Here is a 13800-nt window from a genome sequence, read left to right as displayed (position 1 = left end):
ATGGCTGCGCAGACTGTTGCACGTTCGACTGTTGCAAGCACCACGAACCCTGTCGCGGGCGACACCACCACCGTAGTCGGTGTGGATCTCGGACCCGCCGCCGCGCTTTCCTGCCGCGAGTGCGGGCACCGCGTGCCGCTCGGCCCGGTCTTCGCCTGCGAGGAGTGTTTCGGCCCGCTGGAGATCGCGTACGACTTCTCGGCCTACGAAACCGAAGAGCTCCGGGCGCGCATCGAAGCGGGCCCCGCGAACATCTGGCGCTACGCGCCGCTGCTGCCCGTCCCGGCCGACGTCGCCGACAAGCCGAACATCAACCCCGGCTGGACCAAGCTCGTCAAGGCCGACAACCTCGCCCGCGAGCTGGGTGTCGAGGCCGGCAAGCTCTTCGTCAAGGACGACTCCGGCAACCCGACGCACTCCTTCAAGGACCGCGTCGTGGCGCAGGCCATCGAGGCCGCCCGCGCGTTCGGCTTCACCACCCTCTCCTGCTCCTCCACCGGCAACCTCGCCGGCGCCGTGGGTGCCGCCGCCGCCCGCGCCGGCTTCCGCTCCTGCGTGTTCATCCCGCACGACCTGGAGCAGGGCAAGGTCGTCATGGCCGCGATCTACGGCGGCGAGCTCGTCGGCATCGAGGGCAACTACGACGACGTGAACCGCTTCTGCTCCGAGCTGATCGGCGACCCGGCCGGCGAGGGCTGGGGCTTCGTCAACGTCAACCTGCGGCCGTACTACGCGGAGGGCTCCAAGACCCTGGCGTACGAGATCTGCGAGCAGCTGGGGTGGAAGCTCCCCGACCAGCTCGTGGTGCCCATCGCCTCGGGCTCCCAGCTCACGAAGATCGACAAGGGTCTTCAGGAGCTGATCAAGCTCGGACTGGTCGAGGACAAGCCGTACAAGATCTTCGGCGCCCAGGCCGAGGGCTGCTCGCCGGTGTCCGTCGCCTACAAGGCCGGCCACGACGTCGTACGGCCCCAGAAGCCGAACACCATCGCCAAGTCGCTGGCGATCGGCAACCCGGCGGACGGGCCGTACGTGCTGGACATCGCGCGGCGCACGGGTGGGGCCGTGGAGGACGTGAACGACGAGCAGATCGTGGACGCGATCAAGCTGCTCGCGCGCACGGAGGGCATCTTCGCGGAGACCGCCGGTGGTGTGACGGTGGGCGTGACGAAGAAGCTGATCGAGAACGGGCTGCTGGACCCGACGCTGACCACCGTCGTTCTGAACACCGGTGATGGTCTGAAGACGCTGGATGCGGTGGCCGGTACGGGGCTGACGGCGACCATTCGTCCCAACCTGGACTCTTTCCGAGAGGCCGGGCTCGCTTAGGGCTTGGCTCGCAGGGTTGTTTGTTCGCTGCGGGCCGGTGGGGGCCGGTCGCGCAGTTCCCCGCGCCCCTTTGGGGCGCTACCTGACCGGAGGTCACAAGGAATGAGCGTCAACGTCCGCATCCCCACCATCCTGCGCACCTACACCGGTGGTCAGGCCGAGGTGACGGCCGAGGGCGGGACCCTCGGCGAGGTCATCGCCGATCTGGAGAAGAACCACGCCGGTATCTCCGCCCGCGTTCTCGACGACCAGGGCAAGCTGCGCCGGTTCGTCAACGTCTACGTGAACGACGACGACGTCCGCTTCGAGCAGGGCCTGGAGACGGCGACGCCGGACGGCGCGGGCGTCTCGATCATTCCCGCCGTCGCCGGCGGCTGACCACCTCGTGGGCCGTTACTCAGGGTGAGATTGTTACCCTTGGTAATGCCAATTACCGAGAGTTCATCGAATTGCCCCCTCCGCGAGAGAAGCGGAGGGGGCAATTCTGCATGGTTGAGCGCGGTACAGTTGGGGAAGCCGCTCCACTTTGCATGCCGGGCGCATATGAGTTCGCGCCCGAAGTCCGGCAAGAAGTAGCCAAAGTGTCCCGCACTTTTGAGCCTTATATGGCATTTATGGGGCCCGACTTGCCCTGAATCTTCGCAAATTCTCCGTATATTCCCGATCGGTCATGCCCGGAATTCTCGTCCGATTGACCTGTTGCAGACGGCAGTTGGACAGATACATTCAGCCGCGGTCGACGCGTTCCGGCGCACACCCCCAACCGTTGGGGGGTGAGGTCTGACCCGGGTCCGCGAAGTGCGGTCCTGTGCAAGGGCCAGTAATAGGGGAGTTAGGCATGGCTCAGGGCACCGTCAAGTGGTTCAACGCGGAGAAGGGGTACGGCTTCATCGCGGTCGACGGTGGTGCGGATGTATTCGTCCACTACAGCGCGATTCAGATGGACGGCTACCGCACCCTGGAAGAGGGTCAGCGGGTCGATTTCGAGATCTCGCAGGGCCAGAAAGGGCCGCAGGCGGACATGGTCCGGCTCGCGACCAGCTGAAGCACGCGCCGACTGACTGTTCGACGTGACGAAGGGCTCGTATCCCATGGGGTGCGAGCCCTTCGGTCTGTCTGTCCGCAGATGTGGCTGTCTGTCCATCGGGGTGGCCGTCTGCACCGTCGGGGTGGCTGTCTGCTCCGTCGGTGCGGGCCCGCTCGCGCACCGGCGCGACGCGCGGGTTGCGCGCCCCTTCTCACCTGCGGATCAAGGGGAGGAGCTTGCACTCGGCAGGGGCGAGTGCTAATCATTGGCGTTAGCACTCTGAAGGTGAGAGTGATAACGAAGGACCGGGTCGGCGAGGCCCGCAGGCCAGGTGGTGCAAGGAACCACGGGGCAGGCAGGCCGTCCGTCGCGGGCGCCAGCGCGGTCCGGAGCAATCCACCCCAGTCCGGGAGGACCACTTCACATGGCCAAGATCATCGCGTTCGACGAGGAGGCACGGCGCGGTCTCGAGCGCGGGATGAACCAGCTCGCCGACGCCGTCAAGGTCACCCTTGGCCCCAAGGGCCGCAACGTCGTCCTCGAGAAGAAGTGGGGCGCCCCCACGATCACCAACGATGGTGTTTCCATCGCCAAGGAGATCGAGCTCGAGGACCCGTACGAGAAGATCGGCGCCGAGCTGGTCAAGGAAGTCGCCAAGAAGACGGACGACGTCGCCGGTGACGGTACGACCACCGCGACCGTTCTCGCCCAGGCGCTCGTCCGCGAGGGCCTGCGCAACGTGGCGGCCGGCGCCAACCCGATGGCTCTCAAGCGCGGTATCGAGAAGGCCGTCGAGGCCGTCTCCGGTGCCCTCCTTGAGCAGGCCAAGGATGTCGAGACCAAGGAGCAGATCGCTTCCACGGCCTCCATCTCCGCCGCCGACACCCAGATCGGCGAGCTCATCGCCGAGGCGATGGACAAGGTCGGCAAGGAAGGCGTCATCACCGTCGAGGAGTCCCAGACCTTCGGTCTGGAGCTTGAGCTCACCGAGGGTATGCGCTTCGACAAGGGCTACATCTCGGCGTACTTCGCCACCGACATGGAGCGTATGGAGGCCGTCCTCGACGACCCGTACATCCTGATCGCCAACTCGAAGATCAGCAACGTCAAGGACCTGCTGCCGCTCCTCGAGAAGGTCATGCAGTCCGGCAAGCCGCTGCTGATCATCGCCGAGGACGTCGAGGGCGAGGCCCTGTCGACCCTGGTCGTCAACAAGATCCGTGGCACCTTCAAGTCCGTCGCCGTCAAGGCTCCGGGCTTCGGTGACCGCCGCAAGGCCATGCTCGGCGACATCGCCATCCTCACGGGCGGCGAGGTCATCTCCGAGGAGGTCGGCCTCAAGCTGGAGAACGCGGGTCTGGACCTGCTGGGCCGTGCCCGCAAGGTCGTCATCACCAAGGACGAGACCACGATCGTGGACGGCTCCGGCTCCGCCGACCAGGTCCAGGGACGGGTCAACCAGATCCGTGCCGAGATCGAGAACTCCGACTCGGACTACGACCGCGAGAAGCTCCAGGAGCGCCTGGCGAAGCTGGCCGGCGGCGTGGCCGTCATCAAGGCCGGTGCCGCCACCGAGGTCGAGCTCAAGGAGCGCAAGCACCGCATCGAGGACGCCGTTCGCAACGCGAAGGCGGCCGTCGAGGAGGGCATCGTCGCCGGTGGTGGCGTGGCCCTCATCCAGGCCTCCTCGGTCTTCGAGAAGCTTGAGCTCTCGGGTGACGAGGCGACCGGCGCCAACGCCGTGCGACTCGCCCTGGAGGCCCCGCTCAAGCAGATCGCCGTCAACGGTGGTCTCGAGGGTGGCGTCATCGTCGAGAAGGTGCGCAACCTGCCCGTCGGCCACGGCCTGAACGCCGCGACCGGTGAGTACGTCGACATGATCGCCGAGGGCATCATCGACCCGGCGAAGGTGACCCGCTCTGCTCTGCAGAACGCCGCCTCCATCGCCGCGCTGTTCCTGACCACCGAGGCCGTCATCGCCGACAAGCCGGAGAAGGCCTCCGCGCCGGCCGGCGGCGGCATGCCGGGCGGTGACATGGACTTCTGATCCCTGCGAGGATCGGTTTTCCTGCCGAGGGCGGTACTCCCTGGAAACAGGGGGTGCCGCCCTCGGGCGTGTCCGGGGTCACAGGGCGAGGTGCCGGGCGGCCGGAATGACACGACCGGCCGGGGAGTTGTGGTTGACGCACCATCGATGCATGCGCACATACCATCCGGTACCCGAGGAGTCCCCACACGTGTCTACGACTGCCCCCGCCTCCCGCGCGGCCGAGATCCTGTCCCGCCCCGTCTCGCTGAACGGCCTGACCGTCCCGAACCGGATCGCGATGGCACCGATGACCCGGCAGTTCTCCCCGGGCGGCGTCCCCGGTGAGGACGTGGCGGAGTACTACGCCCGCCGCGCCGCCGCGGGCGTGGGCCTCATCGTCACCGAGGGCACGTACGTCGGCCACGACTCGGCAGGCGAGAGCGACCGCGTCCCGCGCTTCCACGGCACGGAGCAGCTCGCGGGCTGGACGAAGGTCGCCGACGCGGTGCACGCGGCGGGCGGCACGATCGTTCCGCAGCTGTGGCACATCGGCATGGTGCGCAAGGCGGGACGGCCGCCGTACGCCGACGCCCCCGCGGTCGGCCCCTCCGGCATCCGTCTCGACGGCACCGAGGGCACCGGCAAGGCCATGACCCAGGCCGACCTGGACGAGGTCATCGCCGCGTTCGCCGAGGCCGCCGCCGCCGCCGAACGCATCGGCTTCGACGGCGTCGAACTGCACGGCGCGCACGGCTATCTGCTCGACCAGTTCCTGTGGGCGGGCACCAACCGGCGTACGGACGCGTACGGCGGTGACCCCGTCGCCCGTACGAAGTTCGCGGCGGAGATCGTCGCCGCGGTCCGTGACTCGGTCTCGGCCGACTTCCCCGTCCTCTTCCGCTACTCGCAGTGGAAGTCGGACAACTACGACGCCCGGCTCGCCGAGACCCCGGAGGAGCTGGAGGCCATCCTGACCCCGCTCGCCGCCGCCGGCGTCGACGCCTTCCACGCCTCCACCCGCCGCTACTGGCTCCCCGAGTTCGACGGTTCCGACCTGAACCTCGCGGGCTGGACCAAGAAGCTCACGGGCAAGCCCACCATCACCGTCGGCTCGGTCGGCCTCGACGGCGACTTCATCAAGGCCTTCATGGGCGAGAGCTCCAAGGTGGCCTCCCTCGACAACCTCCTCGACCGCCTGGAGCGCGACGAGTTCGACCTCGTCGCCGTGGGCCGCGCCCTCCTCCAGGACCCGGAGTGGGCGGCGAAGGTACTGGACGGACGGCTCGAGGAGCTGGGGTCGTACGACCCGAAGGCGCTGAGCACGCTCAGCTGAACCTCGGGCCGGTCGGACCGGACGTGACCCGACCCTGTCCGAAATCGCATCCAGGCGATCACCTCCCCATCCCCGGGGGGTGATCGCCTGGCTGTTTCGTAGCACGCTGTTCCCTCAAGGACCCGTTCCGTTCCACCCGTACCGAGGGAGCCGTCGTGACGTCAGCAGGAGCGAGCGTGGTGCGCACCCATGCCGGTGCGGTGCGTGGCCGTCGGGAGGACGGGCTGGTGGTCTTCCGGGGTATTCCGTTCGCCCAACCGCCGGTGGGGGACGCGCGGTTCGCCGCCCCGCTTCCGGTGGCCGCCTGGGACGGCACCCGGGACGCGTTCGCCTTCGGGCCGCCGCCCCCGCAGGAGTCGGGATTCCAGGGCCGTACCGGGGTGATCGACGCCCCCATGGGCGACGACTGGCTGACCGTCAACGTCTGGACGCCCGACCCGGACCCGGTCGCCCGCCGTCCGGTGATGGTCTGGATCTACGGCGGCGCCTACAAGCTCGGCCACTCCGGCAGTCCCGGATACGACGCCCGCCGTATCGCCCGCGACGGGGACCTGGTCGTCGTCACCCTCAACTACCGCCTCGGCGTGGAGGGTTTCGCCCGGATCGACGGAGCCCCCGCCAACCGGGGGCTGCTCGACCAGGTCGCGGCCCTGGAATGGGTACGGGAGAACATCGCGGCCTTCGGCGGTGACCCCGGCCGGGTCACCGTCTTCGGCGAGTCCGCGGGCGCCGGGTCAATCGCCTCGCTGCTGGCCATGCCGAGCGCGGCCGGGCTGTTCGGTCGGGCGATCGCGCAGAGCGTGCCCGGCCCCTTCTTCTCCGACGACCTCGCCCGTGACATCGCCGCCGCCATCGCCACCGAGGCGGGCCTGCGCCCGACGGCCGCCGACCTGTCCTCGGTGGATCCCCGCCGACTGACCGCCGTGGGCGAGGCGTTGGCGCCCAAGATGCGGGATTTCGAGGACAGGTGGGGCATGGTCGCCCACACGCTGACCGCCTTCTCGCCCGTCGTCGACGGAGAGGTACTGCCGACCGCCCCCTGGCAGGCGCTGGCGGCCGGCTCGGCACGGGACGTGGAACTGATCGTGGGGCACACGCGTAACGAGTACCGGCTGTTCGCCGCGCTGGGCGGCCAACTCGGGACGATCACGGATGAGCAGGCGACGGAGGCACTGCGCACCTTCGGACCGGGACCGGGACCGGGAGCTGGACCGGGGCCGGGCTCCGGGGCTGACGGTGAGCGGGCCTACCGCGCCGCCTTCCCCGACGCCTCTCCCGAGGAGCTCTACGAGTGGGTGCACTCCGACGCGGTGTTCCGTATGCCCTCGTTGCGCCTGGCCGATGCGCAGCTCGCGGGCGGCGGCCGCGCGCACGTCTACGAGCTGGCCTGGCCCGCGCCCGCCTACGGAGGCGCGCTGGGTGCCTGTCACGGCCTCGACGTACCGCTGCTGTTCGGAACCTTCGCCGCCGACCTCGGCCTGATGCTGTTCGCGGGGGTCGGGTCGTCCCCGGAGGCCGAGGCCCTGTCGTCCCGCTTCCGCGCGGCCTGGACGGCGTTCGCCACGACCGGAGACCCGGGCTGGCCCGCGTACGACACCGAGCGGCGGCCGACCCAGGTCTTCGACACGGAGTCGGTCGTCACCGCGTATCCGCACGAGACCTCGCGCCGGCTCTGGGAGCACCATGACTTCGGGGCGTTGCCACTGATCGGTCAGTCGGCGTAGTCCTTGAGTTTCTCGGTTCGAAGGTGATGTGCGCGGGGGCGGGGAGCTCGACGACGGTCGTGGTGGGGTCTGGAGCTGCTGCCGCTGGAGTGTGCTCAAGTCTGTTCTGGTGAGCGGGAGCGAGTGCCCGGTGGTCTGTGTCGCGCCACATTCCAAGAGGGAACCGATGTTCTTGTGTCGAATGGGTGACCTTTGCGGGCGGGGCGGACGGGGCTGACGGATCGGGGTGCGGCCGGGTGGTGTCCTGCGTGGATGAGGTCATGCTTCGACGCTAGACATTCACGTTGACGTGAGAGTCAAGTCCCTGTTGGACTCGGCCACATGAGAATCGGTGAACTCTCACTGCGTACGGGTGTGAGCCCGCGAGGCCTGCGCTACTACGAGGAGCAGGGGCTGCTGTCGCCGACCAGACTGCCGAGCGGATACCGCGAGTACGGGGAGCGGGACGTGACGACCGTGCGGCGCATCCGGGTCCTGCTCTCCGCCGGACTCGGCACGTCCGCCATCGCGGAGATCGTGCCCTGCGTGGAGGACGACACCGTCGTCCTGGCGGGAAAGTGCCCGGAGCTCCTCGAAGGACTCGCGCAGGAGCGCGGGCGGATCACGGCGGCGATCGACGACCTGACCGCCGCGCGTGACATCCTCGACTCCCTCGTCGGCCGCCCTCTCTAGCGCTTGAGCTCCGCGACGAAGGCCGTCCATGCCTCGGACCGGAACGTGAGTGTCGGGCCGAGGGGGTTCTTGGAGTCGCGGACGGGGATGAGGGTGGGGTGACCGGAGGCGACTTCGAGGCAGTTGTCGCCACCGCCCCCGCTGTAGCTGGACTTGTGCCATATGGCCGTGCTCAGGTCGTAGTCAGGGAAGTTCCTCATGGGTGTAATCCTGCGCCAGCGCCTCGATCAGGGCCAGGGTCTTCTCCTGGGAGAGGGCTGAGGCGGCGAGGAGTTCGTAGGCCAGCTTGTGGTGCCTGACGGTGGCAGGGTCGTCCTCCAGCCGTCCGGTGGCGACCCCTTCGAGGTAGACCAGCGGTGGGGCGTCCTCGTACTCCATCAGCTTCAGAGAGCCCTGCATCGCCGTGTGCGCTCCGGCGCTGAACGGCAGCACCTGCACGATGACCCGGTTTCGGCGCGCCAGATCGGCGATGTGACCCAGAGCCTCGGCCATCACCGTGCGGCCACCCGTCTCTCGGCGCAGCGCTGCCTCGTCAAGCACCGTCCACAACAAAGGCGTTGTTGGGTCGTCGAGAATCCGGGTTCGCTCCATCCGGCCTGCCACCCACTCCTCGATCACCTCCTCCGGAGCAGTCGGTGCGTACGCGCGGTTCACGGCTCGTGCGTATGCGGGTGTCTGGAACAGCCCCGGGATCAGCAGCGGCGCGTACTCCCGGATCGCTGTCGCAAGTGCCTCCGTCTCGGCCACTTCCGCGAAGTGCTCCGGATAACGGGACTTCGCCGCTGCCCTGCAGTTGCGCGTGAAGAAGTCCTCCATACCCAGGACCTCGTCAAGCATCCGCGCGTACTCCGGCTGCATCCGCCGTGTGCCCGCCTCCAACTGGCCGATGAACGAACCGCTGACGAACAGCCGCCCGCCCAGCTCCTCCTGGCTGAGGCCCTCTTTCTCGCGGGCGTGGCGCAGCTCGGCGCCCAGAAGGGCACGGGGGGACGAAGAGGGGTCGAGATCCTTCGGACCTGCCATGGACAACAACTCCCTGTCACACACGCTGGGTTGTTGGGGCGCCGTCTCTGGCCAGGTTAGAGGCAGGTTGGCCACTCTGTGTGGTGAACGTGGACACTCAGAGTGGAGAAGGCGGGATCATGGACGCGACGTCGACAGAAGAAGTGGTGGCACAACTCCAGGCGGCCCTGGAAGGCGTCGGCATCGTCCTGCCCTCGCTGCGGGTCGATCCGGTGACCGGTGCGAGCGAGGAGCCGTTCGCGCTGGTCGCGCTCGGGCGGTGCAACGTGCGTACCGCGGTGCGGCTGGCGGACGTGTTGCGCGCGTGCGCGCCCGAGGAGGCGCTGCGGGCGCGGGTCAGGGAGGTCAACCGGGAGTCCGAGCGTGCGAGATCGCGCCAAAATTGCTGACAATTTTGTGGGCGATTGCTTCGGTTTGGAGGCCGCCGCGGCAGGGTGACCGTGGTTGTGGCTGGTCAGGGCGGTGGCCGGTTCCGGTGCTGTCACTGGAGACACAAAGGAGGGCTTAAGGAACGGCTGTTGTCCTGGAGCCTCGTTGTTCGAACGAGCCGCGAAGACAGGAGACGGTAGTGAAGTCAGTGAAGCGCAGGACAGTGGTCATGGGGCTCACCGCGGGTGCCGCGGTGCCGGCGGTCGGGTTCGCCTCCGGTGCGCGGGCGGCGAGCCGAACGACCGCGGCGTCGTCCGCGGCGTCCACGGACTCCTCCCTGGTCTTCGATCCGAGCAGCTACACGGAGTTGACCACCAGCATCACGGACACCACCGGCACCGCCCACGAGGTCGTCTACCACTTCTACAAAGTGGCCTCGTACGTGGCCGACCCGGTGGACGCCACCTACCAGTCCCTCAACGTCAGCGTGCCGGTGAAGATCGACGGAAGCGTCGTGGACGCGTCCGGCGCCCCCATCCTCTTCGCCAACCAGATCGGCGGCTACATGCCCTCGTCCGTCGCGAACGCCACGGGCGTCGGCGCGGGCGGCGGGATGGGCCCCGGCGGCCCGGGCGGGCCCGCTCCCGCCGCCGACTCCGCCGCGAGCCGCCAGCAGCTGGCGCTCGCCGCCGGGTACGTCGTCGTGGAGCCGGGCGCGCGAGGGCGGTCGCTGGTCGACTCCAGCGGGACGTACTACGGCACCGCGCCCGCCGCCATCGTCGACCTCAAGGCAGCGGTGCGGTACGTGAGGTTCAACAGGGGGCGTATCCCGGGCAACGTGAACCGGATCGTCTCCGCCGGAGTCAGCGCCGGCGGCGCGCTGTCCTCGCTGCTCGGCGCGTCCGGCGACAGTCCGGCCTACGACTCCTACCTGAAGGAGCTGGGCGCGGCCGACGCGAGCGACGCCGTCTTCGCCACCGGTGCCTGGTGCCCGATCACCGACCTCGAACACGCCGACATGGCGTACGAGTGGAACTGGGGCGCCAACCTGCTCGGCAGCGGCTCGGTCGTCGACCAGACCGTCTCCAAGGCGCTGAGCGGCGCGTACGGCGACTATCTCGCCTCCCTCAGGCTGACGGCGAAGGGCTTCGGCACCCTCACGGCGCGCAACCTCGACGAGTACCTGGTCAAGACCCACCTGGAGCCGTCGGCCACCCGGTACCTCGCGGCGCTCTCGGACGCGGACCGCTCGGCCTACCTGGCCGCGAACTCGTTCCTCACGTGGTCCGGCGGCAGGGCGACCTTCTCCTGGGCCGACTTCCTCACCCACGTGGGCGCCCGCAAGAAGGACACCCCGGCGTTCGACGCCTTCGACCTGTCCGCCGGTGAGAACAACGAGTTCGGTACGGGGACCACCGCCAACCGGCACTTCACCCTCTACAGCCTGCGCCACGAAGAGGGCGCCAGTGCGCGCCTCGACAGTGACATCCCCGCGAAGCTCCACCTGATGAACCCGATGCACCACCTCGTGGACAAGGTCAACGGGAACCGGTCGAAGCACTGGTGGATCCGCCTCGGCACCAAGGACAGCGACACCGCGCTCACCGTCGCGAGCAACCTCGCCGCCCGCCTGAAGAACCTCGGCGACGACGTCGACACCTCGTACTACTGGGACGCCGGCCACGGCGCGGACAACGACCCGGGCGACTTCATCAAGTGGATCGCGACGGTGTCGGGCTACAGGTTCTAGCCTGGAGGAATGGGCGGTGACCTTGTCACGCTGTTCCTGGCCGGTGATGTGATGCTCGGCCGGGGAGTCGACCAGATCCTTCCGCACCCCGGCGATCCGAAGCTGCGGGAGTCGTACGTCAAGGATGCCCGCGCCTATGTGGAGCTGGCCGAGGCGGCGAACGGCGCGATTCCCCGGGCGGCCGGCTTCTCCTGGCCCTGGGGCGACGCGCTGGACGTGCTCGCCGCGGCGGCGCCCGACGCCCGGATCCTCAACCTGGAGACCGCCGTCACGCGGAACGACGAGGCGGCGCCCGGCAAAGAGATCCACTACCGGATGCACCCGGCCAATCTGCCCGCCCTGGCCGCCGCCCGTCCGCACGTCTGCGCCCTGGCCAACAACCATGTGCTGGACTACGGCCGCCGCGGGCTGGAGGAGACCCTCGACGCCCTGGCGGACGCGGGTCTTCGCGCGCCGGGAGCGGGGCGGGACGCCGACGAGGCCCGGCGTCCCGCGACCGTCCCCGTCACAGGCGGCCGGCGCGTCCTGGTCTTCTCCATGGGGATGGCCTCGAGCGGCATACCCCGCGGCTGGGCCGCCACGGCTCGGCGCGGCGGGGTCGACTTCGTCGCCGAGCCGTCGGACGCCGCCGCGGCCGGGATCGCGACCCGGCTGCGTCCGGCCAAGCGGCCGGGCGACATCGTGGTCGTCTCGGTCCATTGGGGATCCAACTGGGGCTACCTCGTCCCGCGTGACCAGGTCCGCTTTCGGCCATGCGCTCGTCGACGGCGGCGCGGACGTCGTGCACGGGCACTCCTCGCACCATCCGCGGCCGTTGGAGTCGTACCGGGGAAAGCTCATCACCCACGGCTGCGGCGATCTGATCAACGACTACGAGGGCATCGGCGGCTACGAGGAGTACCGGGACGATCTCCGGTTGCTGTACTTCGTCACCGTGGACCCGGCCGACGGCAGGTTCCACGACGTGCGCATCGTCCCGATGCGGTCCCGGCGGATGCGGCTGGAGCGCGCGACGACGGAGGACTCGCGGTGGACGCGGGACGTTCTGAGCCGGATCAGCAGGGCCTACGGCTCACGCGTCGAACTCAACCCGGACGGCACCCTCACCGTCCGGCCGGCTCCGGACCGTTCGGACCGGACTTCACTCGGGATTCGAGGACCTCACCTCACCCCGGGAGGCGACCATGATTTTCGCTGACAGAACCGACGCGGGCCGGCGGCTCGCCGCCCGACTGCACCACCTCAAGGGCCAGGACCTCGTGGTCGTGGGACTTCCCCGCGGCGGCGTCCCGGTCGCCGCGCAGGTCGCCGAGGCCCTCGGCGCTCCGCTCGACGTCTGCCTCGTGCGCAAGCTGGGGGTGCCCTTCCAGCCGGAGCTGGCCATGGGCGCCATCGGCGAGGAAGGCGTCCGCGTCATCAACGAAGAGGTGCTGCGGGGGACGGGTGTGACGGACCGTGCCCTGGCGGCGGTGGAGGAACACGAGCGCGGCGTCCTGAAGCAGCGGGCCCGCCGCTACCGGGGCGAGCGGCCGCCTGCCCGGTACGAGGGACGGACGGTCCTGGTGGTGGACGACGGGCTGGCGACCGGCTCCACGGCGCTCGCGGCCTGCCGGATCGCGCGCGCCCGCGGCGCGTCGCGGATCGTGCTGGCGGTTCCCGTGGCGCCGCACGACTGGTCGGCCCGCCTCGGAGGCGCGGCGGACGAAGGCGTCTGTCTGCACACCCCCCGGCTGTTCTACGCGATCGGCCAGTTCTACACGGACTTCGGGCAGACGAGCGACGAGGAGGTCATCGCCTGCCTGGAGCGCAACCGCGCGGCGCACGCCCCGTCCGACGCACCGCAGGCCGCGGGCAGTGCCACCCCGGAGGACGCTCCCCCGCCCTATGACAGGGAGGTCCGGATACCGGCCACGAGCGCCGCGCTCGACGGGCGGCTGACGGTACCCCGCGGCGCCCCCGGGATCGTCCTCTTCGCCCACGGCAGCGGCAGCAGCAGGAAGAGCCCACGCAACCGCTTCGTCGCCACCGGGCTGAACCGCGCAGGTCTCGGCACCCTTCTGTTCGATCTGCTCACCGAGGCCGAGGCGGTGAACCGGGACAACGTGTTCGACACGGCGCTGCTCGCCCGCCGCCTGATCCAGGCGACCGCATGGCTGCGCGAGCAGCCCGGCACCCAGGGCATGGAGTTCGGCTACTTCGGTGCCAGCACAGGCGCCGCCGCCGCGCTGTGGGCCGCGGCGGAGCCCGCGGCGGACGTCGCGGCAGTCGTCTCCCGCGGGGGCAGGCCGGACCTGGCCGGCGCCAGGCTGCCGGAGGTGAAGGCTCCGACGCTGCTCATCGTCGGGGGCCGTGACCATGTCGTACTGGACCTCAACCGGCAGGCCGCGGCGCGCCTGAGCTGCGAGCATCAGCTGGCCGTCGTCCCCGGTGCCACCCATCTCTTCGAGGAACCCGGCACCCTGGAATCGGCCGCCGAGCTGGCCACGGAGTGGTTCACCGGGCATCTCGCCTCTGCCGTCCCGAGCGCGGGAGCCCACAGATGAC

General features: G+C 69.4%; 11 protein-coding genes and 2 pseudogenes. 11 read left to right on the top strand and 2 right to left on the bottom strand.

All coding sequences use genetic code 11. The features are described from left to right. The 7 genes from thrC (at position 1) to ACFZDJ_RS35760 (ending at position 8114) form a co-directional block, all read left to right on the top strand. On the top strand, positions 1-1329 hold the full coding sequence (gene thrC, locus ACFZDJ_RS35790; protein ID WP_390930661.1) for a threonine synthase: 1329 nt from the start codon (positions 1-3) through the stop codon (positions 1327-1329). Positions 1330-1431: 102 nt separating this feature from the next. Next, positions 1432-1707 carry a MoaD/ThiS family protein gene (locus ACFZDJ_RS35785; RefSeq protein ID WP_168492915.1) on the top strand — a complete coding sequence of 92 codons (276 nt, stop codon included), beginning with the start codon at positions 1432-1434 and terminating at the stop codon, positions 1705-1707. 460 nt (positions 1708-2167) lie between these two features. After that, positions 2168-2374, top strand: a complete 207-nt coding sequence (locus ACFZDJ_RS35780) for a cold-shock protein (protein ID WP_019057200.1) — start codon at positions 2168-2170, stop codon at positions 2372-2374. 406 nt (positions 2375-2780) lie between these two features. After that, on the top strand, positions 2781-4403 hold the full coding sequence (gene groL, locus ACFZDJ_RS35775; RefSeq protein ID WP_384914414.1) for a chaperonin GroEL: 1623 nt from the start codon (positions 2781-2783) through the stop codon (positions 4401-4403). Positions 4404-4593: 190 nt separating this feature from the next. Further along, entirely contained in the window at positions 4594-5718 is a 1125-nt protein-coding gene (locus tag ACFZDJ_RS35770) for an NADH:flavin oxidoreductase (protein ID WP_391065211.1), read from the top strand. A gap of 155 nt (positions 5719-5873) precedes the next feature. Then, positions 5874-7442 carry a carboxylesterase family protein gene (locus ACFZDJ_RS35765; RefSeq protein ID WP_391065208.1) on the top strand — a complete coding sequence of 523 codons (1569 nt, stop codon included), beginning with the start codon at positions 5874-5876 and terminating at the stop codon, positions 7440-7442. Between the two features lie 321 nt (positions 7443-7763). Next, the gene (locus tag ACFZDJ_RS35760) at positions 7764-8114 is read left to right on the top strand and encodes a MerR family transcriptional regulator (protein ID WP_390930654.1); all 351 of its coding nucleotides are present in this window, start codon (positions 7764-7766) and stop codon (positions 8112-8114) included. Here the strand turns inward: ACFZDJ_RS35760 and ACFZDJ_RS35755 are convergent. Beyond that, the gene (locus tag ACFZDJ_RS35755; protein ID WP_391065205.1) at positions 8111-8314 is read right to left on the bottom strand and encodes a DUF397 domain-containing protein; all 204 of its coding nucleotides are present in this window, start codon (positions 8312-8314) and stop codon (positions 8111-8113) included. The two genes, ACFZDJ_RS35760 and ACFZDJ_RS35755, sit on opposite strands and share 4 nt — an antisense overlap. Continuing rightward, the gene (locus ACFZDJ_RS35750; RefSeq protein WP_391065202.1) at positions 8298-9137 is read right to left on the bottom strand and encodes a Scr1 family TA system antitoxin-like transcriptional regulator; all 840 of its coding nucleotides are present in this window, start codon (positions 9135-9137) and stop codon (positions 8298-8300) included. Before ACFZDJ_RS35750 ends, ACFZDJ_RS35755 begins: the two co-directional genes overlap by 17 nt. A 119-nt stretch (positions 9138-9256) precedes the next feature. On the opposite strand from ACFZDJ_RS35750, the pseudogene ACFZDJ_RS35745 reads away from it, so the two are divergent. From ACFZDJ_RS35745 to ACFZDJ_RS35730, 4 genes and pseudogenes are all read left to right on the top strand, one after another. After that, a pseudogene (locus tag ACFZDJ_RS35745) lies at positions 9257-9451 on the top strand (hypothetical protein); the annotation flags it as partial. A 263-nt stretch (positions 9452-9714) separates the two neighbouring features. Next, positions 9715-11256 carry a subtype B tannase gene (locus tag ACFZDJ_RS35740; protein WP_391065422.1) on the top strand — a complete coding sequence of 514 codons (1542 nt, stop codon included), beginning with the start codon at positions 9715-9717 and terminating at the stop codon, positions 11254-11256. 9 nt (positions 11257-11265) lie between these two features. Further along, positions 11266-12454, top strand: a pseudogene (locus tag ACFZDJ_RS35735) (CapA family protein). Beyond that, the gene (locus ACFZDJ_RS35730; protein ID WP_391065199.1) at positions 12441-13799 is read left to right on the top strand and encodes a phosphoribosyltransferase family protein; all 1359 of its coding nucleotides are present in this window, start codon (positions 12441-12443) and stop codon (positions 13797-13799) included. Before ACFZDJ_RS35735 ends, ACFZDJ_RS35730 begins: the two are co-directional and overlap by 14 nt. Position 13800 lies beyond the last annotated feature (1 nt).

Source organism: Streptomyces sp. NPDC007896, from assembly GCF_042959425.1.
Taxonomy (GTDB): domain Bacteria; phylum Actinomycetota; class Actinomycetes; order Streptomycetales; family Streptomycetaceae; genus Streptomyces.
The sequence above is the reverse complement of the archived record's forward strand: the minus strand, read 5'-3'. Positions and strand labels throughout refer to the sequence as shown.